The following is a 23175-nucleotide window of genomic DNA, read 5'->3' on the forward strand; positions in this document are numbered from 1 at the left end:
GGTTAACATCGAAACCGGCCGCCTACGCGCGGCGATCGCCGCCCCGTACGGCGATCGGGGTCCCGCCCCCACGAGACTTCAAGAGGAACGATGTCGAGCGACGAAACGCCGAACGTCCCCACGCCGCGCAACTCGCGCGAGGCCGTGCGGGAGAAGGCACAGCAAGTGCACGCGCAGCAGAGCAGGGCGCGCATGATGCGACGGATCATCATCGGTGCCGTCGCGCTCGTCGCCGTCGGTGCGATCGGAACCGCCGTCGCGATGGCCGTGAACTCCACGGTGAGCAAGCCACAGCTGACGCCGACCGGCATGGACGGCGACGGCGTCGCCGTCACCGAGATCAACGCCGCCGGAGCATCCGACGCGGCAGCCTCGCCGACACCCGCGCCGGACGAGGCAGGGCAGACCGCGACCCCGACGCCGGAGCCGTCCACCTCCGGCCAGGTCGACATCCACATCTACGTCGACTACCTGTCGCCCGGTGCGGGCGAGTTCGAGCGCGCCAACGCCCGCCAGCTGGCGAGCTGGATCTCGGAGGGCGCCGTGACGGTGACCTATCACCCGGTGTCGCTGCTCACCGCGAGCTCGAACGGCACGAAGTACTCCCTGCGTGCTGCGGCGGCCGCGGCGTGCGTGGCCACGCATTCCCCGGAGCAGTTCTATGCGTTCAATCACGACCTGCTCAACGACCAGCCCGAAGTGGACAGCGACGGGCTCTCCGACGTCGAGCTCGCCGACCTCGCGGGCGCTGTCGGAGTCGACAACGCCAAGGCTGTGCGCTCCTGCATCGAACAGCAGGACTTCCTGACCTGGGCGAAGGACGCGACGGCTCGGGCGCTCGAAGGCCCCCTCGCCGGGTCGGACGATCTCGTGCTCACCTCGGCGCCGATGGTCGTCGCGAACGGTGAGGCCTATGTCGGCGCCCTCAAGGATCCGGCCGAGTTCTCACAGTTCATCCTCACCGTCGCCAGCGATGCCTACTACGCGACGCCGACACCGGCGCCGAACGCCACGGGAAGCCCGGCCCCGACGGAGACCCCCGCGCCGTAGCGCGTGGACCCTGGCGGCTCGGTCCGCGTCGCTTGTCGTAGACTCGGTGACGCAACGGCCCAGCGCGCCGCTCGCCGACTTAGCTCAGCTGGTAGAGCACCTGTCTTGTAAACAGGATGTCACGGGTTCGAATCCCGTAGTCGGCTCTGACTTCTCGTGGCAGGAGCGGAGCGATGGAGATCGAGACCGGAGCAGCACTCGCGGAGATCGCGGCCGAGCTCTACTCCGCTCCGCCCGCCGACTTCACCACGGCGCGGAACTCTCGTGCCGCAGAGATCGGTGATCACGATCTCGCCACCCAGGTGCGCGCACTCCGGAAGCCGTCGATCGCCGCCTGGGCGGTCAACGTCTTCGCACGGGAGCGTGCGAGTGAGCTCGGCGAAGCCCTCCAGCTCGCCGAGGAACTGCGAGAGGCGCAGGCGGACCTCGATGCGCCGACCCTGGCGGCGCTGGGACGTCAACGGCGCGCACTCACCGGGCGGCTCGCAGAGCGGGCGGCGGAACTGGCCACGGCGCGCGGAGCGCAGATCTCCGCCAGCACTCTGGACGCCATCCGCCAAACGATCACCGCCGCCTTCTTCGACCCGGATGCGGCGCGTGCCGCCGCCTCCGGTCGGCTCATCCGCGAGCTGGAGCCGTCCAGTCCCATCGATCTGGACGCTTCGGTCGCCGGGGGGCTCTCGGACTCGCCTCCCGCTCCGCCGGTGCCGGTCGACGAGGTCCGAGCACGACGAGAACGTCGGCAGGCCGAGCAGGCGGTTCGTACGGCCGAGCGGGAATTGGCCAGCGCCGAACGCGACCAGGGGAAGGCCGACCGCGACGTCCGCGACACCGCGCGGCGCGCCGCGCAACTGTCTGCCCAGGCGGCCGAGCTCGAGGCCGAACTCGCACGCGTGCGCGCCCAGATCGAGATCGCGGGAGCAGAGATGGTCCGCGCCGAAGAGCATCAGGGCATCGTGCAGGAGCGCCTCGCATCAGCCGAGCGCGCGATCGAGGACGCCCGCAAGGCCCTCGATCACCTGTAGGGCGCGGCGAACACCGTCGAGGTCTACTCGGCCGGCGGCATCGCCTCGTCGCCGACATAGCCCAGACGGTGGGCGAGGATGACGGCGTGGATGCGATCGCGCGCGCCGAGCTTGGTCAGCACCCGCCCGACATGCGTCTTCACGGTGGATTCGCTGACGTAGAGGGTCTCGCCGATCTCAGCATTGGTCATCCCGCGGGCGATCGCCAGGAACACCTCCCGCTCCCTTTCGGTGAGCGATTCAGTGACGGGATCGTCTCCGACGTCTGCTGTCGCCGTTGCCGTCCCCAGCCTCGGCGACACGTGTTCCAGCAGCATGCGCGTGATCCGCGGCGACAGGGCTGCGTCGCCGCGGTGCACCGCGCGCACAGCGGAGGTCAGTTCGTGACGCTGGGCATCCTTCAGAAGGAATCCGCTGGCTCCGGCGTGGATCGCCCCGAAGGCGTACTCGTCGAGGTCGAATGTGGTCAGCACCAGCACGCGGCTGGCCGGATGCTCTCGCACGATCGCTTCGGTCGCAGCGATTCCGTCCAGCCCTGGCATCCGGATGTCCATCAGCACGACATCCGGCTGCAGCAGCGCGGCCTCCGCGATGGCCGCGTTGCCGTCACCGGCCTCCCCGACCACGACGATGTCGGACTCGGCTTCCAGCACCATTCGGAATCCCACTCGGATGAGTTCCTGGTCGTCGACGAGCAGAACTCGGATCGGTCCCGTCATTTCGTCTCCTTCACCGGTTGCCCGGCATCATCGGGATGGGCACCGCTGGGAAGGTCGGCCCGCAAAGACCACCGTCCGCCCGCGGCCGGTCCGGAGTGCAGACGTCCCCGGACGTGGGCGGCGCGCTCGGCGAGACCGCGCAGGCCGAAGCCGCCGGTGCCGACAGTCCCGGCGACACCGTCGTTGAGGATCTCGATGATCACGGTGTCCGGTGTGTGGTCGACTCCCACAGAGATCGCTGTCGCGGCGGGCGCATGGCGCATGGCGTTCGTCACGCCCTCCTGCACGATCCTCGCGATCGCGTGGGCGACGGCAGGGGAAACGTCTGCCTTCCCGCTCACCGCCAGCGTCACCGGATAGCCGGCTCGCTGCGCGCTCGCGACGGTGTCGTGCGGCTGCACCGGCTCCAAAGGTGCCAGGGGGAGAGGGGAATCATCACTGCGGAGCACGCCGAGCATGGCGCGCATCTCGGTGAGTGCGCTTCTGGCCGTCGTCGCCGAAGCCGTCGCAGCTCTGCGCGCGCGCTCATGGTCGGGGGTGGCGGCCGCGCCCTCGGAGAGTGCGACGATAACGGTGAGGGAATGCGAGACGATGTCGTGCATCTCCCGGGCGATACGGGCGCGTTCGCCGGCGGCGGCCAGCTGCGCCTGTTGATCCCGCTCCACCAGAAGCTGGCGCGAGCGGTCGATGACGGCTTCGATGTAACGCCGGCGGCCGCCGACGTTCACTCCGATGAGCGCTCCGATGAGTCCGAGCATGAGTTCGCCGATGACCGCGTTCGCCGCGGTCTGGAACGTGATCACGCCCCCGCGCTCCAGCGCGAATGCGATGATCGCCAGCGCGGCGATGGCGATGGCGAGGCCGCGCCAGCAGGCGCGCGAGGAGCGGTACACGGCGAGCGAGTAGCTGGTGACGAGCAGCAGAGGCCCGCCTGTCGGCACCGACACGAACAGATACGACACCGAGACGGCGACGGCGGCCACGAATGCCGCGACCGGCCACTGCCGCCGTCGAACGAGCAGGGCGCACGCGCCGATCACGACGATGGAGATCGACACCGATTGGAACACCAGAGCAGGAGCCGCGTCGGTTGTCGGGGCGGAGGTGTCGCCGGGCGCGAACGGTGCGATCATGCCGGCCGGCACCAGCGAGAGCGCCAGGCAGAGAAGGGCGATCAGCACGTCGGCGACGATCGGATGCCGCGCCCAGAAGCGACGGATCATCCCGGGCGTACGCGGCAGCCGCAGCTCCTCGTCCTCACGGATCGAGTCGCTGCGGCTGCGCGGGGAGGTCACGACGAGACTCTACGCGTCGCGGGTGCGCAGCGACGCCCAGGCGCCGATCATGCTGGCGGCGACCCAGCCGGCGAGAGTCAGGTAGGCCACCGGGGTTTCGAGCGCCGCACCCTCACCGGGGAGGATCGCGCTCTGCGCGGCGACCATCGGGAGGTAGTTCGCGAGGTCGAGGATCCACGCCCAGCTCTCCCCGCCGAAGGAGAACATGCTGGCGACGATGGGGAGCACGAACAGCACGCCGACGGTCGCGGCGATCGCACCGGCTCCGGAGCGCAGCATGTACCCGAACCCGACGCCGATGAGCGCGAACACGGCCATCGCCAGCGAAGCGACGATGATCGGAAGGATCGTCGCCTCGGGGGAGGACCAGTCGAGCACGACGTCGTTCGGGGCGCCGACAGCGGTCACGACGAACGCGGCGATCGTGAAGATGACGAGCGACGCGATGAACAGGAACGCGGCGATCACGACGGCCTTGGCCGCGAGGGCGGCTCCGCGCACCGGATTGGCGGTGAGCGTGGAGCGGATCATGCCGGTCGAGTACTCGCCGGTGACGGAGATCGCGCCGAGGATCCCGGCGAGCAGCATCGTGAACTGGATGGGGCTGACGACGGCTTGGATCGCGTCGAACCCGGGCACATCGGCTGAAGCCGCGATGAGGGCGGCGATGCCGACCGTGAGGACGCCGGTGATCGCGATCGACCACCAGGTGGAGCGGAGCGTGGCGATCTTGATCCACTCGGACCGCACCAGGCGGGGGAAGGTCACGCTGTGACGGTCGGCCGCGACGTGGCTGGAACGGGTGAGCTGTGCTGCGGCGGTCATGCCACGACCTCCTCGAGCGGGGCGCCGGCCTCCGACGCGGTGCGGGTGCGGTATTCGACGGCATCCCCGGTGAGCGCGAGATACGCGTCCTCCAGGGAGCCGCTGGTCGGTGTCAGCTCATGCAGCGGGATGCCGCGATCCGCGGCGAGATCGCCGATGCGCGCGGCGGTGAGGCCGACGATCTCGAGCAGATCGGGCTCGACGCTGACGACCTCGACGTCGGCGCCGTTCACCGCGGCGGCGAGGTCGCCGGTACGGGGGGTGCGCACGCGCACGGTGCTGCGGGTCCAATCGCGCACCAGTTGGTCAAGCGGTGCGTCCGCGAGCACTCGGCCGCGACCCATCACGATCACGTGATCGGCTGTCTGCGCCATCTCGCTCATCAGGTGGCTGGAGAGCAGGACAGTGCGTCCCTCGGAGGCGGCGTGCCGCACGAAATGGCGCACCCACAGCACGCCTTCGGGATCGAGGCCGTTCACCGGCTCGTCGAGGATCAGCGTGTGCGGATCGCCGAGGAGGGCAGCGGCGATGCCGAGGCGCTGACCCATGCCGAGCGAGAACTTGCCCGCGCGCTTGTTACCCACCGATGTGATGCCTGCGAGGTCGATGACCTCGTCGACGCGGGATGCGGAGATGCCGTGGGTCGCCGCCATCGCACGAAGGTGGTTCCGCGCGGTGCGGCCGGTGTGCACGGCTTTCGCGTCGAGGAGCACACCGACCTCGGTGAGGGGGGCGCGCAGCTTGCGGTACTCCCGGCCGCCGATCGTGGCGCGTCCGGCGGTCGGCCGGTCGAGGCCGACGATCAGGCGCATGGTGGTGGACTTCCCCGCACCGTTCGGGCCGAGGAAGCCGGTGACGCTCCCCGGTCGGACGGTGAACGACACGTCCTGGACGGCGGTCTTGTCTCCGAACCGCTTCGTGAGGCCTTCTGCTGTGATCATGCTTCCACGCTAGGAGGCCTCATCCGTCCACCGCATCCTCCGCAGGTACCGTCTCTCTGCGCCGTGGGGGTCCTCGTGGCGGGGACGGTCAAGCCGGCGGGCGCCCGAAGAGGGCAGGATCCACCGGACGCAGCCTGCGCGGGAGATTCTCCACCACGAGAAGGTACGACTCGGTCACGAGTTCGGCGATCAGGTCGGCCTAGAGTGTGGTCCCCGGCGTCAGCGTGATCCAGTGCTTCTTGTTCATGTGGTACCCGGGGATGATGTCGGCGAACGTCTCACGCAGTGCCACGGCGTCGTCGGGGTGGGATTTGAGAGTCACTCGGCCGGTGCCGTCCAGCGGTGCCAGCAGGAAGACCCGGCCTCGCACCTTGAAGACGTCCCATTCGGGCCCGAAGGGGTTCTCCCGCTCGGACCCGGGGAGTTCTTCGGCGCGCGCCGAGGCGAGGGCGATCAGCTCTGCGGCATCCAAGGCGCTCAGAAGAGCCGCTCCGTTCCCTTGTCGTCGGTGCGCGGCACGGCGGTCACGCGCTCATCGAGGGATGCCGCGGCCAGCAGCGCCTCGTCGATGAGCTCGCGATCGCCTTGCGCCGACAGCCAGTCGCGCGCGAACGGCGTCGGGATCAGCACGGGCATCCGGTCGTGGACGCCCGCCAGGTGTTCGGGCGCCGGGCGCATGACGACCGAATAGCAGGTGAACCATTCGCCGTCGGCGGTGCGTCCGCGCTGCGTGACGGCGGCCATGCCGAAGAGGGCACCGCCCCCGAGGCCGAACTCGTGCCACACCCGCTCGGGCTTCTTCATCTCGTACCAGCCGGTCGCCGGAACGATCGCACGCGACCGCAGACTCCCCGGGCGTTCCTGAAGTCGTTCGGAGCGGGTGTTGATCGAGGGGAACCGCGAGGGGGCTCCGTCGATCAGGAAGCCCCACCACGCGGGCGCCACTGTGATCTCGCCGTCGGCATCGACGAGGATCGGGTTGAGGTTCCGGAGGTTCTTGCCCGTCGGTCTCAATGTCTCGCCGGCATTCTCCGCGGCCCAGGTGCGAAGCCCTTCGAGGATGTCCTCGTCAGCTTCAGCAATGAGTTCCGCATCGGTGAACCGGGGATCCAGGCCGTAGCTCGCGCACATGCACATAGGGTAGCGCCGACCTCCGACACGCGCTCGGGTAGGGTCGATGCGTGACCGAGAAGCGCGTGCTGGCCGCCCCGGTGGCTCTCGGCGGAGCCGTCGCGATCGGTGCGATGACGGCCATTCAGGCGCGCATCAACGGCGTTCTCGGCGTCCGGGTCGATGACGGAATCGTCGCGGGGCTCATCTCCTTCACCGTCGGTCTCATCGTGTTGATCGCCGTCATTCCGTTCATCCCTTCGGCGAGGGCCGGTGTGGCACGGCTGTGGAGTGGCGTTCGCGAGCGGAGGATCCCGTTCTGGATGCTGCTCGGCGGCGCCTGCGGCGCTCTCACCGTCTCCACCCAGGGCCTCACCGCAGGAGTTCTCGGGGTGTCGCTGTTCACGGTCGGCGTGGTCGCCGGGCAGACCCTGCACGGATTGATCCTCGATCGGATCGGCTTCGGGCCGGCCGGCGTCGTCGCCGTCACTCCCGGACGGGTTCTCGGCGGGGCGCTTGCGCTCGCCGCGGTCGGAATCTCGCTCAGCGGCGACGTGCTCGCGACCGCTCCGCTGTGGATGCTGCTGCTGCCCTTCGCCGCGGGCGTCGGGATCGCCTGGCAGGCAGCGACCAACGGGCGCCTCGCCCAGCGCGTGCAGTCTCCGATGGCCGCGACCCTGACGAGTTTCATCGCGGGAACAGTCGCGCTCGCCCTGGCGGCGTCGGTCAGCGTGTCCATCCGCGGACTGCCGGATGCTCTTCCGGCGGAGCCCTGGCTGTATCTCGGTGGCTTCCTCGGATTCGCCTACATCCTGCTCGGCGCGTTCATCGTCGGTCAGACCGGCGTGCTCTTGATGGGGCTCGGCTCGGTGCTCGGGCAGCTCACGACGTCGGTGGTGATCGACCTGCTCTGGCCCGCCGTCTCCGGGCCAGCGCCGTGGCAGCTCATCGCCATGGTGGTCGTCGCCGTGGCATCCGTGGTCGTCGCCGTTCCGTGGCGCCGTCGCCGCCGTTGATCGAGGTTCCGCGAGGAGCCCGAACCTACTTCTTCTTGGACTTCTTCGGCATCCGGGAGACGAGTCGCCGCGCGTCGACGGGCTTGCGTCGTCCTGCCTTCTTGCCCGCAGGCTTGCCGCCGACGTAGAGCCAGCCGAGAAGTTCCTCATCCTTCGACAGGCCGTGCGCCTTCGCGACCGCCTTCGATCGTGTGGAGTGACCGGTGCGCCAGAAGACGCCCCAACCTGCGTCGTCCAGCAGCAGGCTCAGCATGTGCGCGACACCGGAGGCGACGGCCTCCTGCTCCCAGCGGGGCACCTTGCTGCTCTTGCGGTAGCTGGCGACGACGGCGATCAGCAGCGGCGCACGCAGCGGCTTCGACGACGGCGACTTGTCGCCTTCGGCCTTCGCGATCGCTGCGGCCAGCACCTCGCGATCGGCGCCACGCAGTTCGATCAGGCGCCACGGGCGCAGCGAGGAGTGGTCGGCGACGCGTCCGGCAGCGGCGACGAACGTCAGCAGCTCCTCGCGCGAGGGCGCATCGTCGGTGACCTTCGACCAGGACTGTCTTGTCCGGACGGCATCGAGAACACTCACGACTCGTCCGGAGTGAAGTTCATCGCGATCGAGTTCATGCAGTAGCGGTCGCCGGTCGGTGTGCCGAACCCATCGGGGAACACGTGCCCGAGGTGTGACCCGCAGTTCGCGCAGCGCACCTCGGTGCGCACCATGCCGAGCGTCGCGTCCTCGATGAGCTCGACCGCCTCCGGCCTGATCGACTCGTAGAAACTCGGCCAGCCGCATCCGGAGTCGAACTTGGTGCCGCTCTTGAACAGCTCCGCACCGCACGCGCCGCAGGTGTAGAGGCCTGAGCGCTTCTCGTCGAGCAGCTCGCCCGTCCAGGCGCGCTCCGTCGCGGCCTGACGCAGCACCGCGTACTGCTGGTCGCCGAGCTCTCGGCGCCACTCGTCTTCGGTCTTGTCCACGCTGTACGGCATGAGTCCTCCTGTGTCCCCTCTATTCTCTCGCGTCTGCGATCATGGCGGGCCATGCACGGGAGAATGGAACCATGACGGACGCAGTGCGACTTCGCTACCTGCGGTTCGCGCAGGAGGAGGCGCCGGGCCGGAGCGAGCTGTACGCGGAGTGGGCGTCCGGCGTCGTCGATGACACGGAGGTACAGACCCTCCTCGCGCGGATCCCGGAGACCCGACGCCAGCCTCCCCTGGTCTTCGCGGTCACGCGGATGCTCGGCGCCGCACTCACCGGCTACCCGGCCTGGCGCGCCTTCTTCCTCGACCACGCCGACGAGATCGTCGCGGAGTGCGGGCGGAGGCAGCTCCAGACGAATGAGCCGCTGCGCCTCGCGGCGTTGCTGCCGGTGCTGTCAGAGATCCCCGGCCCCATCGCGCTGCTGGAGTTGGGCGCGGCGGCCGGGCTCTGCCTGTATCCGGACCGGTATTCCTACCGCTTCACCGCCGAGGACGGATCGCTCCGCGCGGCGCTCGATCCCGACGAAGGTCCGTCTTCCGTGGTGCTGGAGAGTACGGTGACCGGCGCGCTTCCGACACTGCGGATGCCGGAGATCGTCTGGCGTGCCGGCATCGATCTTGCGCCGCTGGATGCCCGCGACGATCGTGATCGACGGTGGCTCCGAGGGCTGGTCTGGCCGGGGGAGGAGGGGCGTGAAGAGCGGATCGCGGCCGCCCTCGACATCGCTGCGTCCGATCCGCCGCTCCTGGTCGCCGGCGACGCCGGGGAGCGGCTGCGTGCGCTCGCCGGTGAAGCCCCGGCGGGGGCGACGCTGGTGATCAGCACGCCCGGCGTGCTCGTGCACATCCCGCGTGCCGACCGGCTCGCGCTCGTCCAGGACATCCGCCGGCTGCCTGCGAGATGGGTGACGATCGATCCTCCCGGCCTGCTCGACGTCTGGGAGCCTCCCGTCGATGCCGACACCTGGCCCGGCTTCGTCGTCGCCCTCGACGCCGCGGTCCGGGCGTCCGCCGACCCGTTGGGCCGCTGGTGGGAGTGGCGCGCGGGCCACGCCGCGGATTCGTCCTAGCCTGGAGCCATGCTCGGAGACCTGACGGAGCGCGACCGCGCGATCCTCGCGCTCGAGGCCGCGTGGCCGCGACACGGTGGTGCGAAGGAAGAGGTCATCCGCACGCAGCTCGGGATGAGTGCCGCACGGTATTACCAGCTGCTCACGCGGTTGATCGATTCCGATGTCGCGCTGGAATACGATCCGATGCTGGTCCGGCGGCTGCGCCGCATCCGCGATTCGCGCGCCTCCCGTCGTGCGGCCCGGATTCCGGGTTTCGTGAGCTGAACGCGGAGGCTTCGCCGGAGCGGGCGAGCCCTGCCCGATGCGGATTCGCAGACGGGTGCCGCTAACATCGAGGGGTGCCCCAGCCCACTCGAGATCGCTTCGACGACGTTCCCCGTACCTCCGGACGCGTCGGAGCACACCGTGCCGAAGCCCCGGGCATGAACGGATGGGTCGTGCTGCTGTGGTCGTTCGTCGCCGCACTGGTGCTCATCATCGGTGGCATCTTCGTCGCCCTGGTCATGATGGGCCGCATCACGCTCTTCCCCGAGGCTGAGCCGAGCGTCGCACCGACCCCGGTGGAGACCGGGATCGTCGACACGACCTATTCGGTGATGATTCTCAACGCGACCCCGGAGGAGGGTCTGGCCACGCAGATGCGGGAGACGCTGCTGAACAGCGGTTGGGCCGCAGACGTCGTCTACGCGACCGACAGCGACAGCCAGGATTTCCCCACGACCACGGTCTACTACGTCGCAGACGACGACGAGCTCGCGGCGATCGGACTGGCCGGTCTGCTCGGCGGCGCCGAGGTGCAGCAGAGCGATGTCTACGCAGGGCTCAATGAGACGGACCAGAAGCAGCTGGCCGTCGTGATCGGGCTGGACCGTTCGACGACGCCGCCCGAGACTCCTGCGGAGTAGCACCCTCCGCGCAGCTTGCACTCGAAGGGGTCGAGTGCCAGAATGGCGTTAGCACTCTCTCAGTCTGAGTGCTAAACCCAACGTCTACGTCCAGGAGGGACGACAAAACTCATGGCAAAGATCATCGCTTTCGATGAGGAGGCCCGCCGCGGCCTCGAGCGTGGCCTGAACATCCTCGCCGACGCTGTCAAGGTGACCCTCGGCCCGCGCGGCCGCAACGTCGTGCTTGAGAAGAAGTGGGGCGCCCCCACGATCACGAACGACGGCGTGTCCATCGCCAAGGAGATCGAGCTGGACGACCCGTTCGAGAAGATCGGTGCGGAGCTCGTCAAGGAGGTCGCCAAGAAGACCGACGACGTCGCAGGTGACGGAACCACCACCGCGACCGTTCTCGCTCAGGCGCTCGTCCGCGAGGGCCTGCGCAACGTCGCAGCCGGCGCTGACCCGATCTCGCTCAAGCGCGGCATCGAGAAGGCCGTCGCCGCGATCACCGCGGAACTGCTCTCCAGCGCCAAGGAGATCGAGTCGAAGGAGCAGATCGCCGCGACGGCGTCCATCTCCGCCGCTGACCCCGCGATCGGCGAGCTCATCGCCGAGGCGATCGACAAGGTCGGCAAGGAGGGTGTCGTCACCGTCGAGGAGTCGCAGACCTTCGGCACCGAGCTCGAGCTCACCGAGGGCATGCGCTTCGACAAGGGCTACCTGAACCCGTACTTCGTCACCGACCCGGAGCGCCAGGAGGCGGTCTTCGAGGACGCGTACATCCTGATCGCGAACCAGAAGATCTCCAGCATCAAGGACCTTCTGCCCATCGTCGACAAGGTGATCCAGGACGGCAAGGAGCTCGTCATCATCGCCGAGGACGTCGAGGGTGAGGCTCTCGCGACTCTGGTGCTGAACAAGCTCAAGGGCATCTTCAAGTCGGTCGCCGTCAAGGCTCCCGGCTTCGGCGACCGCCGCAAGGCGCAGCTGCAGGACATCGCGATCCTCACCGGCGCCCAGGTCATCACCGAAGAGGTCGGCCTCAAGCTGGAGAGCGCCACGCTCGACCTGCTGGGTCGCGCTCGCAAGGTCATCGTCACCAAGGACGAGACGACCATCATCGAGGGTGCCGGCGAAGCTGACCAGATCGAGGGTCGGGTCACGCAGATCCGTCGCGAGATCGAGAACACCGACAGCGACTACGACCGCGAGAAGCTCCAGGAGCGTCTCGCCAAGCTCGCAGGTGGCGTCGCCGTCATCAAGGCGGGAGCGGCAACCGAGGTCGAGCTCAAGGAGCGCAAGCACCGCATCGAGGACGCCGTTCGCAACGCGAAGGCTGCCGTCGAAGAGGGCATCGTCCCCGGTGGTGGCGTCGCGCTGATCCAGGCCGGCACCAAGGCTCTGGCCACGCTCGAGCTCACGGGTGACGAGGCGACCGGTGCCAACATCGTCCGCGTCGCCATCGAGGCTCCGCTCAAGCAGATCGCGCTGAACGCCGGTCTCGAGCCGGGCGTCGTCGCGAACAAGGTCGCCGGCCTGCCCGCAGGTCACGGCCTCAACGCCGCGACCGGCGAGTACGGTGACCTGTTCGCACAGGGCATCATCGACCCCGCCAAGGTGACCCGCTCGGCGCTGCAGAACGCAGCCTCGATCGCGGCTCTCTTCCTCACCACCGAGGTCGTCGTCGCCGACAAGCCTGAGAAGGCCGGCGCTCCGATGGGTGACCCGTCGGGCGGCATGGACTTCTGAGTCCCGCTTCCTCGCACAGAAACGCCCCGGCCTCTCGGCCGGGGCGTTTCTGCGTTCCGCGGAGGGGGCTCAGCGGAACAGGCTGGCCGAGTACTGGTCGGCGTCGGCGTACTGCATGGCGGCAGCGCCGAGGGCCGTGCCGATCGACTCCAGAACCTGCTCGACGTGCAACTGCGCGCCGCGCCACTGCTCGCTGCAGGTCTGGAAAGCGGCCGATGCGCTGCCGGTCCACGATGACTGCAGCTGCCCGAGCTGAGCCATCAGGGTGGTGGACTCGCCCTGCAGGCGCGCCATGGTGGCGTGGGCCGCGCTGTTCGCGGCCTGCACGGCTTCGGTGTCGACGGTGAAGACGGACATGGGAACTCCTCTCGATGGAGTTCTGAACCTATTCGTCGATCGCCCGCCGTCCCCACGGGTAATGGGGCGATCTCCACGGTCTGTGTGCAACCCGCGGGTTCGAGAAACGGTGCAGGAGGAGTGCGCTACAGGTCGAGCCGGTCCAGCGGCTGCGTGTCCTCCATCAGGTGCGCGGGCGTCGCTCTGGCCGGCGCCAGAGGCAGGGTGACCGTGAAGGTGGCGCCGCCGCCTGCCGTCTCGGAGACGGCGACCGAACCATGCAGCGCCTTGACGATCGATGCGACGATCGCCAGGCCCAGGCCGGCGCCACCGGTCTCTCTGGCACGCGAGGTGTCAGCCCGCCAGAACCGCTCGAAGATCTGCTCGCGAATCTGCGGGGGAATGCCTTCGCCGTGATCGACGACCGCGATGCTGCCGGTCCCGCGCACGCGATCCGTGTCGACGACGATCTCGATCGGGCCGTCCTCGGGGGAGAACCGACGAGCGTTGCCGAGCAGGTTGGTCACCACCTGGCGCACCTTGTTCTCCTCGCCGAGCACGATCGGCGGCGTGCGCACGGGAAGGTCGGCCGACTCGGTGAAATCGATCGCCGGCACCGCATCGGCGGAGCCGCGCGGTTTCCTGCGGAGTCGGGCGAGGGTGGCGCCCGCGAGCCCGCGAGGTGCTGCCGAGTGCGCGTCCGGGCGCACCGTGACGGTGTACGTCGGTGGTGCGGATGCCGCCTTCCCCGTGAGGTCGACCACCGTGACCGTCCGCCCTGGGGCGGCTGCACGCAGATCCAGGGCGGCGTCGCGGGCGATCGGCCGGAGATCGAGGGCTTCGATCTCCGGTTCGCGCTCCTCGTCCAGTCGGGCGAGTGCGAGGAGATCCTCGACGAGCACGCCCATCCGGATGGCCTCCTTCTCGATGCGCTCCATGGCGCGCGCGGTGTCCTCGTCGCCGCGGATCGCGCCCATCCGGTACAGCTCGGCATAGCCGCGGACGCTGACGAGCGGTGTGCGCAGCTCGTGGCTGGCGTCTCCGATGAAGCGGCGCATGTGCCGCACCGTGCGATCCCGTTGGGCGAGCGAGCCGTCGACGCGGTCGAGCATGGTGTTGATCGCGGCGTTGAGCCGGCCGACTTCCGTCGTCGGCTCGAGATCGGTGAGACGCTGGCTGAAATCACCGGCTGCGATCGACATCGCCGTCGATTCCACCTGGCCGAGTCGGCGGAACGTGAGGGTCACCAGCCCTCGCGTGAGCAGCGCCGCGAGGAAGATGGTGATCAGTGCGACGGTCGTGTAGATGCCGAAGTACTGTCCGATGATCCGGTCCACTTCGTCCAGCGGCATCGCGACCAGCTGTACGCGAAGCGGGCCATCGTCACCCTGCACCACGGCGACCGCGGCGCGGAACGAGCTGCCCCCGTCTCCCGTGAGCGTGAACTTGCGGTCCAGGTCTGCCGTGGCGCGCTGCAGGGAGTACTTCGTGGGGAAGTTCGGCGAGGGGCCGTTCCCCGCCGTTGCCGCCAGCCGTCCTTCGTGGTCGTAGACGGCGAAGGAGAAGTCGCGTGGTGTCTCCAGCTGCGTGTAGCTGGTCTGGCCGTCGGTGGTGACGACGTCGAAGTAGCGGCCGGTGATATCGCTGGAGACCAGGGAAGGCAGCTGGGCGTCGATGTTCTCGATGAGGGAGTTGCGCAGCATCGGCACCGTTCCGATTCCCGCAAGGAGCAGGCCGAGGGCGAGCACCGCGACGGTGACTCCGGTGACTTTCGCCCGCAGGCTGATGCGGCGCCACCAGTGGGTGACCGCGTCCGGCTGGTGTGCCATGCGGTCCTCCCGTATGCGACGTCGGCGGCCACCAGAGGCGGCGATGGGGCCACTGGCAGAGCGGCGATGGGTGCGGGTCGAGTCAGCCCGACTTGCCGACCTTCAGCATGTAGCCGAAGCCGCGCTTGGTCTGGATGAGCGACTCCTCGGTGTGCGGGTCGATCTTGCGGCGAAGGTAGGAGATGTAGCTCTCCACGATGCCGGCATCGCCGTTGAAGTCGTACTCCCAGACGTGATCGAGGATCTGCGCCTTGGAGAGCACCCTGTTCGGGTTGAGCATCAGGTAGCGCAGCAGCTTGAACTCGGTCGGACTCAGCTCGATCGGTTCCTTGCCGACGTGGACATCATGCGTGTCCTGGTCCATCGAAAGCTCGCCGGCGCGGATGATCGACTCCTCATCGGCCTGCATGGTGCGCCGCAGGATCGCCTGCGCCCTCGCCACGATCTCATCGAGGCTGAACGGCTTCGTGACGTAGTCGTCGCCGCCGGCATTCAGGCCTTCGATCTTGTCGTCGGTGCCGTCCTTGGCGGTGAGGAAGAGGATCGGCGCGGTGAAACCGGCGCCGCGAAGGCGCTTGGTGACGCTGAAGCCGTTCATGTCCGGCAGCATCACGTCGAGGATGATGAGGTCGGGTTCCTCCTCCAGCACCGCCGAGATGGTGGCGGCGCCGTTGGCGACCGTCTTCACCGAGAATCCGGCGAAGCTCAGTCCGGTCGAGAGGAGGTCGCGGATGTTGGGTTCGTCATCGACGACCAGGATGCGCGCTGCTGTCATGTCCCCATTATGGTGACTTCCGTGATGAGCGGGCTGATTATCTGCCGGAGCGGCGGTTCATGCACGTAGCGCGGCGGTGACGGCCTGCGTGATCGCCGCCTCGATCGGCGCCTCCGGATCCACAGTGATGCGGTGCAGCAGGAGCCCGTCGCCGGTCGCCATCAGGAAGGCGGTATGCGCCGCTGCGGCCTCGCCTCCGAGTTCGTTGAGGATGCCGCGCACCCACTGCTCCATGCCCGCACGCTGCGCCCTCAATGGGCCGGCGGCGTCTTCGTCGGCTTCGAGGAACAGGGCGTAACGCGCACGCGTCCTGGCCGCGAGCGGCCCGGATTGGGCCTCGATCATCCGCGTCAGTGCGCCGATGAGCTGCTCCCGACTGTGGATCTCCGGGATGCCGGCGTCCGCTCGCTCCTGTACGGCCATCCACTCGATCACGCCGGCGAGCAGTGCCGCGCGGGTGCGGAAGTGATTCGAGGTCGATCCGGGCGGGAGGGACGCGGCGGCATCCACGCGTCCATGGGTGAGCGCGCGCACTCCTTCGGTTCCGACGAGGGTCACCGCGGCATCCAGGGCGCGCTCTCGAGTGCTGCTCACGGTCCGAGACTATGCGCACTATGAAACTAGTGGCAAATTTACTATGAACGTAGTATTCTGTGCTCAGGGCCGAACCGACCCGGACGTGCAGACGCGGAGGTCTCGTCATGGACACACCGGCATTCCCGCAGGGATCCCTCCGAGGGACGTGGTCGCCCCCGTTGCCCGACGCGGCCGGGTTCACGCATACGGTGGTCGAGACGCCGGGGCTGCGCACGCACGTCGCCGCCATCGGCGAAGGAGACGCCGTCGTGCTGCTGCACGGTTTCCCGCAGCACTGGTGGCAATGGCGGCTGATCGCCCCGACGATCGCCGCTCGGGGGTACCGCGTGATCTGTCCCGATCTGCGTGGTTCCGGGTGGTCCGAGGCCGACGACCCCGGTTTCGAGCGCGACTCTATCCAGCACGACCTGGAGTCGCTGCTCGACGCCCTGGGGATCGAAAGGGCCCACCTGGTCAGCCACGACCTGGGCGCGGTCGTCGCAGGTCAGTTCGCCTACGCGCACCCCGAGCGGGTGCGCACAGCCGTGCAGATCGCGGTGCCGCCGGGGTTCATGGCGTTCACACCCCGGCTCCTGCCCGCGTTCGCGCACATGCCGCGGATGCTCATGCACCGCGAGGGCCAGTCGCTGGGCTGGCTGTTCGGCCCCCGATACGTCGCGCACCCGATGAGCGGCGCCACCGTCGACGCCTACCTGCGCGTGCAGCAGCGGCCTGAGGTGAGCCGCGCCGTGCGGGCGCTGTACCGCGGAATGATCATTCCCGAGGTGCTCCGCCTCGCGCGGGGCACGTACAAGAGAATGCGGTTGCAGCCGCCGACGCTCGCCGTGTTCGGGCGGCACGACGGTCCGTTCACCGAGACGCTCGTCCGCAAAATCTGCCGTGACCACGAACGGCGCGCCGAGCACTTCGAACTCGCCTTTGTCGAAGACGCGGCCCACTTCGTCACCGACGACGCTCCGGCCGAGATCTCCGAACTCGCGTTGGACTGGTTCGAGCGCGCGGACAGAGCGGCCTGATCAGGCCGCCAGCGCGTCCGCATCCATGATCGTGTAGCTGTAGCCCTGCTCGGCGAGGAACCTCTGACGGTTCTGCGCGTAGTCCTGATCGATCGTGTCCCTGGCCACCAGCGTGTAGAAGCTCGCGGTGTGTCCCGACTGCTTCGGGCGCAGCAGGCGACCGAGGCGCTGGGCCTCCTCCTGGCGGGATCCGAATGAACCGGACACCTGGATGGCGACGGACGCCTCCGGCAGATCGATCGAGAAGTTCGCGACCTTCGACACAACGAGCAGCGAGATCTCGCCCTCGCGGAACTGACGGTACAGTTCCTCGCGCTCGTCGATCGGGGTCGCGCCGGTGATCGATGGGGCGTTCAGCGATTCGGAGAGCGTCTCCAGCTGATCCAGGTACTGCCCGATCACGAGGATGCGCTCGCCGGGATGCTTCGCGATCAGTTCCTTCACGGCATCGATCTTCGCCGGGGCCGATGCCGCGAGCCGATAGCGCTCGTCGTCGGTTGCTGCCGCGTACTCCAGGCGGTCGCTCGGCGGCAGGTCGACTCGCACCTCGTAGCAGGCCGCGGGGGAGATGAACCCCTGGGCCTCGATCTGCTTCCACGGGGCATCGAATCGCTTCGGCCCGATCAGGCTGAAGACATCGCCCTCGCGGCCGTCCTCGCGCACCAGGGTCGCCGTGAGGCCGACCCGGCGGCGGGCCTGCAGGTCGGCGGTGAGCTTGAAGACCGGGGCCGGCAGCAGATGCACCTCGTCGTACACGATGAGACCCCAGTCCAGGGCATCCAGAAGTGCGAGGTGGGCGTACTCGCCCTTCCGCTTCGCCGTGAGGATCTGGTACGTCGCGATCGTGACCGGCTTGACCTCTTTGGCCTGGCCGGAATACTCACCGATCTCTTCAGGGGTGAGGCTCGTGCGCTTGAGCAGCTCGTCGCGCCACTGACGCGCTGAGACGGTGTTGGTGACCAGGATGAGCGTGGTGGTCTTCGTCGCGGCCATCGCACCGGCGCCGACGATCGTCTTGCCGGCGCCGCAGGGGAGCACCACGACCCCCGAGCCGTCCTTGCTGAACGCATCGACCGCATCCTGCTGGTACGGGCGGATCTGCCACCCGTCTTCGGTGAGCTCGATCGGATGCGGTGTCCCCGGCGTGTATCCCGCAAGGTCCTCGGCCGGCCAGCCGATCTTCAGAAGCTCCTGCTTGATCTGGCCGCGCGCCCACGCGTCGACGACGAAGGTGTCCGGGGTCGGATGTCCGATCAGCAGCGGCTGGATGCGCCTGTTGTTCGCGATCTGGGTGAGCACGGCCGGGTCGGAGGAGCGCAGGATGAGCGTGCCCTCCTCGTCGCGCTCGATGACGAGCCGCCCGTATCGGTTGACGGTCTCGCGGAGGTCGACAGCCACCGACGGCGGCACGGGGAAGCGGGACCAGCGGTCGAGCGTCTCCAGCATGTCCTCGGCGGTGTGACCGGCAGCGCGGGCATTCCACAGGCCGAGGCGGGTGATGCGATATGTGTGGATGTGCTCGGGGGCACGCTCGAGCTCGGCGAAGATCGCCAGTTCGTGGCGGGCGCTCTCGGCCTCGGCGTGGGCGACTTCGAGAAGCACGGTGCGATCGCTCTGGACGATCAGGGGGCCATCAGACATAGCTGACCAGTCTATCGCGGCTTCGAGTCACGGGGTCGGCCCTGCACTCGACGGGTGGTTCACTGCTCGACGACGAAAGCCGCGCGGATGCTGGAGACCGGCAACGTCCGCTCGACATCGGCGGCACGGTCGCGTCCGCGCAGGCGTCCGCCGCCCAGTCCGGTGGCTTCCAACAGCAGGTCCCGTGTCGACCCGTCGGGCATGCCGACGGTCACCTGCAGGACGGCCTTGGCGCGGACGGCCGCCTCCAGCTCTCGGTCGAGCCAGGCGGCGTCGGCATCCGGTCCCTGCTGCGCTCGCAATCGAGCAAGCAGCGGCGAATAATCCGCGATGACGGCGACGGGTCCCGTCGTCGCCGGATGCCTGTCGGCCGTCAGGACGGTCCCGTCCGCGCCGACGAGCGTCGCGGGGTAACGGGCGTCCGTGAGGGCCCAGTAGACGGTGTCGCGCCCGACGCGAGAGGCCAGAGATGCGCCGACCCTGCTGAGAGCCAGGGGTCGCAGGGTCTGGTCGACGGCCATCGCGTCGATCAGATGACCGTCGACGCTGTCGATGCGCGTGCGCCCGGTTGCGGCATCGGCCGATACTCGCACCAGGCCGTGGCGCTGAGCGGTCTGCACGATGAGATAGCTCAGAGGCTGCGGGATACCGGTGAGCGAGAGCGATCCGAGGAACTCGAGGATCGAATCCTCGGTCTCGCCGGAGGCCAGCGCATGAGCGATCGATTCGACGGTGAAACGGTACGACGACGCCTGCGCCGCCGATTCTCTGGCAGCGATCGTGCGCAGGCGCACGTCGAGTGCGGGCGCGAGCGGGCCGGGGGCGATCGCGCTGAGATCGTTCTGCAGGAAGATGCGGTCGACCTCGGCGGGGAGCACGCCGGTCAACGCCTCGGCGTCGACCTCTCCGCGTTCGCGCAGCGGTACGGTCCAGTCGGGTTCGCTGCCGTCGTCGGCGATCAGGCCGAGGAGCCGGGCGCGCTCGAGCAGTACCGCGCAGCGATCGGGCCAGGTCGGATCCCACGGATGCGCGTTCGGCCAGACGGAGAGATCGGGCCAACCGGCGGCATCCCGGCGGAGCCCGCGCGGCAGCGCGCGGAGGAACCCCATCGCCAGGCGTCCCCAGCGGTCGCCGACGCCGGCGTGCAGCCAATGCTCGGTATCCGCGGAGACACGGAGCTTTCGCCCGTCGGCGCGGACCAGATCTGCGTCGACGGCGATCCCCAGCAGGGCGTCGATGGACTCCGCAGGCACCCCGGCTTCCGCCAGCAGACGCTTCTCGCCGGCGCTGATCCCGCCGGTGGCGAGCAGCGCCAGAGGGGTCTCTCGCGCGTGGAGCAGCAGATCGGCCAGCGAGGTGACCGTAGTGAACGCGCGCTCGGCCGCATGCGCGGCATTCTCGGCCGAAGCCGGTGTCGGCGGATCTCCGCCGGCGTCCGTGGGGATCTGCAGGCCCGCGACGACCGCGAGAACAGGCGGATACGGAGTCCCGTCCGGACGGAGCAGCGCCAGTGCCGTCAACCCAGCGCGCTCCGCGCCGGCGTCGACACCGTCGGCCGCACTCCGCAGCCCGATGGCCTCGCGCAGGGTCAGCTGAGGCAGCATCCGCGCCAGCGACGCGGGTTCGAGCAGCGCCTCGGCGGCGTCGAAGAAGTCATGCCATGGAGCATCCGCTCGGATGCCGCGCGCGGCGAAGAGATCAGCAAGCTCCGCATCGCTCGCCGCGGCCAGCCAATCAGCAAGCGGGCGCGCGTGAGTGCTCATATGGAGTGCCTCAGGACCGCGAAGCCGCGCGTCCCTTGCGTATGAAGCTCATCACGAGCAGCGCGATGATCATCACGAAGGCGACCGGAAGACCCCAGAGCGGGATGCCGGCGACGAGCGGCCAGAGGCCTTCGCCGAACGCGGCCTGATCCATGCCGACGGCGCTGCCGATGATGATCGCGAAGAAGCAGAGCACGGATGCGGCGGCAAGCCCGAGCGCGCTGAACGCCAGGATCCGGTCGACCTGACGGACCGGAACATCCGGTCCGGAACTGTGCGTGCTCATCTTCCTCAGCCTACCTGCACTGCGGTGCTGGGTTCCGCCGTGACCGGTAGGCTGAGGGTGGATGCGTCTCGGCGCGCCTTCTGTTCGATTTCTATAGCGAGGTTCTTCCATGCCCACCGGCAAGGTCAGGTTCTACGACGACGACAAGGGTTTCGGCTTCATCGCCAGCGATGACGGCCAGGACGTGTTCCTGCACGCCTCCGCCCTTCCCGCTGGCGCTGCCGTGAAGGCGGGTGCCCGCGTGGAGTTCGGCGTGGCCGACGGCAAGCGCGGTCTGCAGGCGCTCTCGGTGCGCGTCCTCGAGGCGCCGCCGAGTCTGGCGAAGGCGCAGCGCAAGCCTGCTGACGACATGGCGATCATCGTCGAGGACCTCGTGAAGCTCCTCGACGAGATGGGCGGCGACCTGCGTCGCGGTCGTTATCCTTCCTCCGGCCACAGCCGCAAGATCGCGGCCGTTCTGCGCAAGGTAGCCGATGACCTCGAAGCCTGACGCCGACGCGCGTCTCGTCGGCGCTCACGATCTCGCGCTGGAAGCCCTGCGCGAGATCACTCCGGCGACGACGATCGGCCCCGCGGCCGGCTACCTCCTGGAAGACGACGGTTCGGTCTCGTTGCGCTTCGAGAACCGGCTCCCCGGGTATCCGGGTTGGCACTGGACGGTCACGGTCGCTCGCGTCGACGACGAGGAGCCGACGGTCCTCGAGATCGAACTCCTTCCCGGTGACGGCGCGCTTCTCGCACCGGAATGGGTGCCCTGGGTCGAGCGACTCGCCGAGTACCGCGCCCACCAGGTCGAACTCGCCGAGCAGGCGGCTGCCGCGGCTGCCGATGCGCCCGATCTTGACGACGACGCCGATGTCTTCGACGACGACGCCGATGATCTCGACGACGATGAGCTCGATGAAGACGATGAGCTCGACGATGAGGATCAGGAAGCAGACATCCTGCATGCCGGAGACCTCGACGGCGTCGACATCGACGAACTGGATGAGTCGGCGGTCGATTTCGACGACGACTCCGACGATGATGACGACTCCGACGACGAGAACGACTCCGACGACGAAGAGGAATAGCGCGTCCGCTCGGTGATGACGCCGATCCTCGCCTGACGGCGAGAAGACGTTCCGGCGAACCGGGGGTTCAGGATCCGGAGTTCGCCAGCACGTAGTCGAGCGCGCGGGTCAGCTGACGCACGTCTTCGGGCTCGATCGAGACGAACGTCGCGACGCGCAGCTGGTTGCGTCCGAGCTTGCGGTACGGCTCGGTGTCGACGATGCCGTTCGCACGCAGTGTCTTCGCGACGGCCGCGGCATCCACGCTCTCGTCGAAGTCGATCGTGACGACGACGGGGGAGCGGTGCTCGGGGTCGGTGACGAAGGGGGTCGCGACGGCGGATGCTTCGGCCCAGTCGTACAGCACTCCCGACGATTCCGCGGTGCGGGCGGCCGCCCACGCCAACCCGCCGTTCTCGAGGATCCAGCCGAGCTGGCTGTCCAGCAGGTGCAGGGTCGTCAGTGCCGGCGTGTTCAGCGTCTGGTTGAGCCGGGAGTTGTCGACGGCGTTCTTCAGGCTCAGGAACTCCGGGATGTAGCGATCAGATGCAGCGATCCGCTCGATCCGCTCGATCGCTGCGGGCGAGACCGCGGCGAACCACAGCCCGCCGTCCGAGCCGAGGTTCTTCTGCGGGGCGAAATAGTAGACATCGGCCTGGGTGACGTCGAAGTCGATGCCTCCGGCCGCGCTCGTCGCGTCGATGACCGTCAGGGCGCCGTCTGCGAGCACACGTTCGATGGGTGCTGCGACACCGGTGGAGGTCTCATTGTGCGGCCACGCGTAGACGTCGATGCCGGAGACGATCTCGGCAGCAGCGCGCGAACCGGGCTCGGCCTTGCGCACGTCCGGAGCTTCGAGCCACGGCGCTCCGGCGGCGGCGGCGAACTTGCCGCCGAATTCGCCGAAGACGAGGTTCTGGCTGCGGCGCTCGACGAGACCGAAGGCGGCGGCATCCCAGAAGGCCGTCGAGCCGCCGTTGCCGACGAGGATCTCGTAGCCCTCGGGGAGGCGGAAGAGGGTGGACAGCCGCTCGCGCACACTGCCGACGAGGTTCTTCACCGGGGCCTGGCGGTGCGAAGTGCCCAGCAGGCTCGGACCGGCCGCGAGGAGCGCCTCGAGCTGCGCGGGGCGCACCTTCGAGGGCCCGCAGCCGAATCGGCCGTCAGCGGGCAGGAGTTCTCGGGGGATCTCGATCGCCATAGCTCGATTCTATGGCT

General features: G+C 68.6%; 26 protein-coding genes and 1 tRNA gene. 11 read left to right on the forward strand and 16 right to left on the reverse strand.

All coding sequences use genetic code 11. The features are described from left to right. Positions 1-90 precede the first annotated feature (90 nt). The 3 genes from LTA6_RS11715 to LTA6_RS11725 all read left to right on the forward strand — a co-directional run bounded on the left by LTA6_RS11715 (position 91) and on the right by LTA6_RS11725 (position 2075). The gene (locus LTA6_RS11715; RefSeq protein ID WP_341973916.1) at positions 91-1050 is read left to right on the forward strand and encodes a thioredoxin domain-containing protein; all 960 of its coding nucleotides are present in this window, start codon (positions 91-93) and stop codon (positions 1048-1050) included. Positions 1051-1123: 73 nt separating this feature from the next. Next, positions 1124-1196: transfer RNA gene (locus tag LTA6_RS11720), tRNA-Thr, on the forward strand. A gap of 27 nt (positions 1197-1223) precedes the next feature. After that, the gene (locus tag LTA6_RS11725) at positions 1224-2075 is read left to right on the forward strand and encodes a transposase (protein WP_407357883.1); all 852 of its coding nucleotides are present in this window, start codon (positions 1224-1226) and stop codon (positions 2073-2075) included. Between the two features lie 23 nt (positions 2076-2098). Here the strand turns inward: LTA6_RS11725 and LTA6_RS11730 are convergent, their stop codons facing one another. The 6 genes from LTA6_RS11730 to LTA6_RS11755 all read right to left on the reverse strand — a co-directional run bounded on the left by LTA6_RS11730 (position 2099) and on the right by LTA6_RS11755 (position 6986). Then, positions 2099-2794, reverse strand: coding sequence for a response regulator (locus LTA6_RS11730; RefSeq protein WP_407357884.1), 696 nt, complete (start codon positions 2792-2794; stop codon positions 2099-2101). After that, positions 2791-4089 carry a sensor histidine kinase gene (locus LTA6_RS11735; RefSeq protein ID WP_407357885.1) on the reverse strand — a complete coding sequence of 433 codons (1299 nt, stop codon included), beginning with the start codon at positions 4087-4089 and terminating at the stop codon, positions 2791-2793. Before LTA6_RS11735 ends, LTA6_RS11730 begins: the two co-directional genes overlap by 4 nt. Before the next feature lie 9 nt (positions 4090-4098). Continuing rightward, positions 4099-4914 (reverse strand): ABC transporter permease, encoded by an 816-nt coding sequence (locus LTA6_RS11740; RefSeq protein ID WP_407357886.1) that lies wholly within the window; start codon positions 4912-4914, stop codon positions 4099-4101. Beyond that, entirely contained in the window at positions 4911-5855 is a 945-nt protein-coding gene (locus LTA6_RS11745; protein WP_341973922.1) for an ATP-binding cassette domain-containing protein, read from the reverse strand. The genes LTA6_RS11740 and LTA6_RS11745 overlap by 4 nt, the downstream gene beginning before the upstream one ends. A 199-nt stretch (positions 5856-6054) precedes the next feature. Next, positions 6055-6327: an MmcQ/YjbR family DNA-binding protein gene (locus LTA6_RS11750; protein WP_407357887.1), complete on the reverse strand. Its 273-nt coding sequence runs from the start codon at positions 6325-6327 to the stop codon at positions 6055-6057. A gap of 5 nt (positions 6328-6332) precedes the next feature. Further along, positions 6333-6986 (reverse strand): SOS response-associated peptidase family protein, encoded by a 654-nt coding sequence (locus tag LTA6_RS11755; RefSeq protein ID WP_407357888.1) that lies wholly within the window; start codon positions 6984-6986, stop codon positions 6333-6335. Between the two features lie 80 nt (positions 6987-7066). Here LTA6_RS11755 and LTA6_RS11760 point away from each other — a divergent pair, with 80 nt between their 5' ends. Then, a complete protein-coding gene (locus LTA6_RS11760; protein WP_407359272.1) occupies positions 7067-7981 on the forward strand; it encodes a DMT family transporter in 915 nt (304 codons plus the stop codon). 25 nt (positions 7982-8006) lie between these two features. On the opposite strand, the gene LTA6_RS11765 is transcribed toward LTA6_RS11760, so the two are convergent. Together LTA6_RS11765 and msrB are read right to left on the reverse strand one after the other, a co-directional pair. Next, a complete protein-coding gene (locus LTA6_RS11765; RefSeq protein ID WP_341973926.1) occupies positions 8007-8558 on the reverse strand; it encodes a nitroreductase family protein in 552 nt (183 codons plus the stop codon). Next, entirely contained in the window at positions 8555-8959 is a 405-nt protein-coding gene (gene msrB / locus LTA6_RS11770; protein WP_341973927.1) for a peptide-methionine (R)-S-oxide reductase MsrB, read from the reverse strand. Before msrB ends, LTA6_RS11765 begins: the two co-directional genes overlap by 4 nt. Positions 8960-9030: 71 nt before the next feature. Between msrB and LTA6_RS11775 the strand changes: the two genes are divergently transcribed. The 4 genes from LTA6_RS11775 to groL all read left to right on the forward strand — a co-directional run bounded on the left by LTA6_RS11775 (position 9031) and on the right by groL (position 12662). Continuing rightward, a complete protein-coding gene (locus LTA6_RS11775) occupies positions 9031-10023 on the forward strand; it encodes a DUF2332 family protein (RefSeq protein ID WP_407357889.1) in 993 nt (330 codons plus the stop codon). Positions 10024-10032: 9 nt separating this feature from the next. Then, on the forward strand, positions 10033-10290 hold the full coding sequence (locus tag LTA6_RS11780; protein ID WP_341973929.1) for a DUF3263 domain-containing protein: 258 nt from the start codon (positions 10033-10035) through the stop codon (positions 10288-10290). Between the two features lie 74 nt (positions 10291-10364). After that, positions 10365-10931, forward strand: a complete 567-nt coding sequence (locus tag LTA6_RS11785) for a LytR C-terminal domain-containing protein (RefSeq protein WP_363548263.1) — start codon at positions 10365-10367, stop codon at positions 10929-10931. A 111-nt stretch (positions 10932-11042) separates the two neighbouring features. Next, positions 11043-12662, forward strand: a complete 1620-nt coding sequence (gene groL, locus LTA6_RS11790) for a chaperonin GroEL (protein WP_341973932.1) — start codon at positions 11043-11045, stop codon at positions 12660-12662. Positions 12663-12731: 69 nt separating this feature from the next. Here the strand turns inward: groL and LTA6_RS11795 are convergent, their stop codons facing one another. The 4 genes from LTA6_RS11795 to LTA6_RS11810 form a co-directional block, all read right to left on the reverse strand. Then, positions 12732-13019 carry a WXG100 family type VII secretion target gene (locus tag LTA6_RS11795; RefSeq protein WP_341973933.1) on the reverse strand — a complete coding sequence of 96 codons (288 nt, stop codon included), beginning with the start codon at positions 13017-13019 and terminating at the stop codon, positions 12732-12734. A gap of 125 nt (positions 13020-13144) precedes the next feature. After that, positions 13145-14827 carry a HAMP domain-containing sensor histidine kinase gene (locus LTA6_RS11800; protein ID WP_341973934.1) on the reverse strand — a complete coding sequence of 561 codons (1683 nt, stop codon included), beginning with the start codon at positions 14825-14827 and terminating at the stop codon, positions 13145-13147. Positions 14828-14909: 82 nt separating this feature from the next. Beyond that, a complete protein-coding gene (locus LTA6_RS11805; RefSeq protein WP_341973935.1) occupies positions 14910-15602 on the reverse strand; it encodes a response regulator transcription factor in 693 nt (230 codons plus the stop codon). Positions 15603-15659: 57 nt separating this feature from the next. Next, positions 15660-16196 carry a TetR family transcriptional regulator gene (locus LTA6_RS11810; RefSeq protein WP_341973936.1) on the reverse strand — a complete coding sequence of 179 codons (537 nt, stop codon included), beginning with the start codon at positions 16194-16196 and terminating at the stop codon, positions 15660-15662. A 107-nt stretch (positions 16197-16303) separates the two neighbouring features. On the opposite strand from LTA6_RS11810, the gene LTA6_RS11815 reads away from it, so the two are divergent. Then, complete coding sequence (locus LTA6_RS11815; protein WP_407357890.1) at positions 16304-17215, forward strand: alpha/beta fold hydrolase; 912 nt, start codon at positions 16304-16306, stop codon at positions 17213-17215. On the opposite strand, the gene LTA6_RS11820 is transcribed toward LTA6_RS11815, so the two are convergent. Genes LTA6_RS11820 through LTA6_RS11830 form a run of 3 tightly spaced genes read right to left on the reverse strand, consistent with a single transcriptional unit; the run spans position 17216 to position 20905 of the window. Next, positions 17216-18856 (reverse strand): DNA repair helicase XPB, encoded by a 1641-nt coding sequence (locus tag LTA6_RS11820; protein WP_341973938.1) that lies wholly within the window; start codon positions 18854-18856, stop codon positions 17216-17218. A gap of 59 nt (positions 18857-18915) precedes the next feature. Next, positions 18916-20619 (reverse strand): helicase-associated domain-containing protein, encoded by a 1704-nt coding sequence (locus tag LTA6_RS11825; protein ID WP_407357891.1) that lies wholly within the window; start codon positions 20617-20619, stop codon positions 18916-18918. Between the two features lie 10 nt (positions 20620-20629). Continuing rightward, positions 20630-20905 (reverse strand): multidrug ABC transporter ATPase, encoded by a 276-nt coding sequence (locus tag LTA6_RS11830; RefSeq protein WP_341973941.1) that lies wholly within the window; start codon positions 20903-20905, stop codon positions 20630-20632. Between the two features lie 109 nt (positions 20906-21014). On the opposite strand from LTA6_RS11830, the gene LTA6_RS11835 reads away from it, so the two are divergent. Both LTA6_RS11835 and LTA6_RS11840 read left to right on the forward strand, forming a co-directional pair. Then, positions 21015-21395 carry a cold shock domain-containing protein gene (locus LTA6_RS11835; RefSeq protein WP_341973942.1) on the forward strand — a complete coding sequence of 127 codons (381 nt, stop codon included), beginning with the start codon at positions 21015-21017 and terminating at the stop codon, positions 21393-21395. After that, positions 21379-21978 (forward strand): DUF3027 domain-containing protein, encoded by a 600-nt coding sequence (locus LTA6_RS11840; protein WP_341973943.1) that lies wholly within the window; start codon positions 21379-21381, stop codon positions 21976-21978. The genes LTA6_RS11835 and LTA6_RS11840 overlap by 17 nt, the downstream gene beginning before the upstream one ends. Before the next feature lie 67 nt (positions 21979-22045). Here the strand turns inward: LTA6_RS11840 and serC are convergent, their stop codons facing one another. Beyond that, entirely contained in the window at positions 22046-23158 is a 1113-nt protein-coding gene (gene serC, locus LTA6_RS11845; RefSeq protein ID WP_341973944.1) for a phosphoserine transaminase, read from the reverse strand. Positions 23159-23175: the final 17 nt, after the last annotated feature.

This window comes from Microbacterium sp. LTA6, from assembly GCF_045690355.1.
Lineage (GTDB): Bacteria > Actinomycetota > Actinomycetes > Actinomycetales > Microbacteriaceae > Microbacterium.

What these genes read in the sequence shown, in the direction of transcription:
- LTA6_RS11715 (WP_341973916.1), top strand. Translation starts at nt 91, where the DNA reads ATGTCGAGCGACGAAACGCCGAACGTCCCCACGCCGCGCAACTCGCGC.
- LTA6_RS11725 (WP_407357883.1), top strand. Translation starts at nt 1,224, where the DNA reads ATGGAGATCGAGACCGGAGCAGCACTCGCGGAGATCGCGGCCGAGCTC.
- LTA6_RS11730 (WP_407357884.1), bottom strand. Translation starts at nt 2,794, where the DNA reads ATGACGGGACCGATCCGAGTTCTGCTCGTCGACGACCAGGAACTCATC.
- LTA6_RS11740 (WP_407357886.1), bottom strand. Translation starts at nt 4,914, where the DNA reads ATGACCGCCGCAGCACAGCTCACCCGTTCCAGCCACGTCGCGGCCGAC.
- LTA6_RS11745 (WP_341973922.1), bottom strand. Translation starts at nt 5,855, where the DNA reads ATGATCACAGCAGAAGGCCTCACGAAGCGGTTCGGAGACAAGACCGCC.
- LTA6_RS11755 (WP_407357888.1), bottom strand. Translation starts at nt 6,986, where the DNA reads ATGTGCGCGAGCTACGGCCTGGATCCCCGGTTCACCGATGCGGAACTC.
- msrB (WP_341973927.1), bottom strand. Translation starts at nt 8,959, where the DNA reads ATGCCGTACAGCGTGGACAAGACCGAAGACGAGTGGCGCCGAGAGCTC.
- LTA6_RS11775 (WP_407357889.1), top strand. Translation starts at nt 9,031, where the DNA reads ATGACGGACGCAGTGCGACTTCGCTACCTGCGGTTCGCGCAGGAGGAG.
- LTA6_RS11780 (WP_341973929.1), top strand. Translation starts at nt 10,033, where the DNA reads ATGCTCGGAGACCTGACGGAGCGCGACCGCGCGATCCTCGCGCTCGAG.
- groL (WP_341973932.1), top strand. Translation starts at nt 11,043, where the DNA reads ATGGCAAAGATCATCGCTTTCGATGAGGAGGCCCGCCGCGGCCTCGAG.
- LTA6_RS11795 (WP_341973933.1), bottom strand. Translation starts at nt 13,019, where the DNA reads ATGTCCGTCTTCACCGTCGACACCGAAGCCGTGCAGGCCGCGAACAGC.
- LTA6_RS11800 (WP_341973934.1), bottom strand. Translation starts at nt 14,827, where the DNA reads ATGGCACACCAGCCGGACGCGGTCACCCACTGGTGGCGCCGCATCAGC.
- LTA6_RS11805 (WP_341973935.1), bottom strand. Translation starts at nt 15,602, where the DNA reads ATGACAGCAGCGCGCATCCTGGTCGTCGATGACGAACCCAACATCCGC.
- LTA6_RS11815 (WP_407357890.1), top strand. Translation starts at nt 16,304, where the DNA reads ATGGACACACCGGCATTCCCGCAGGGATCCCTCCGAGGGACGTGGTCG.
- LTA6_RS11820 (WP_341973938.1), bottom strand. Translation starts at nt 18,856, where the DNA reads ATGTCTGATGGCCCCCTGATCGTCCAGAGCGATCGCACCGTGCTTCTC.
- LTA6_RS11825 (WP_407357891.1), bottom strand. Translation starts at nt 20,619, where the DNA reads ATGAGCACTCACGCGCGCCCGCTTGCTGATTGGCTGGCCGCGGCGAGC.
- LTA6_RS11830 (WP_341973941.1), bottom strand. Translation starts at nt 20,905, where the DNA reads ATGAGCACGCACAGTTCCGGACCGGATGTTCCGGTCCGTCAGGTCGAC.
- LTA6_RS11835 (WP_341973942.1), top strand. Translation starts at nt 21,015, where the DNA reads ATGCCCACCGGCAAGGTCAGGTTCTACGACGACGACAAGGGTTTCGGC.
- LTA6_RS11840 (WP_341973943.1), top strand. Translation starts at nt 21,379, where the DNA reads ATGACCTCGAAGCCTGACGCCGACGCGCGTCTCGTCGGCGCTCACGAT.
- serC (WP_341973944.1), bottom strand. Translation starts at nt 23,158, where the DNA reads ATGGCGATCGAGATCCCCCGAGAACTCCTGCCCGCTGACGGCCGATTC.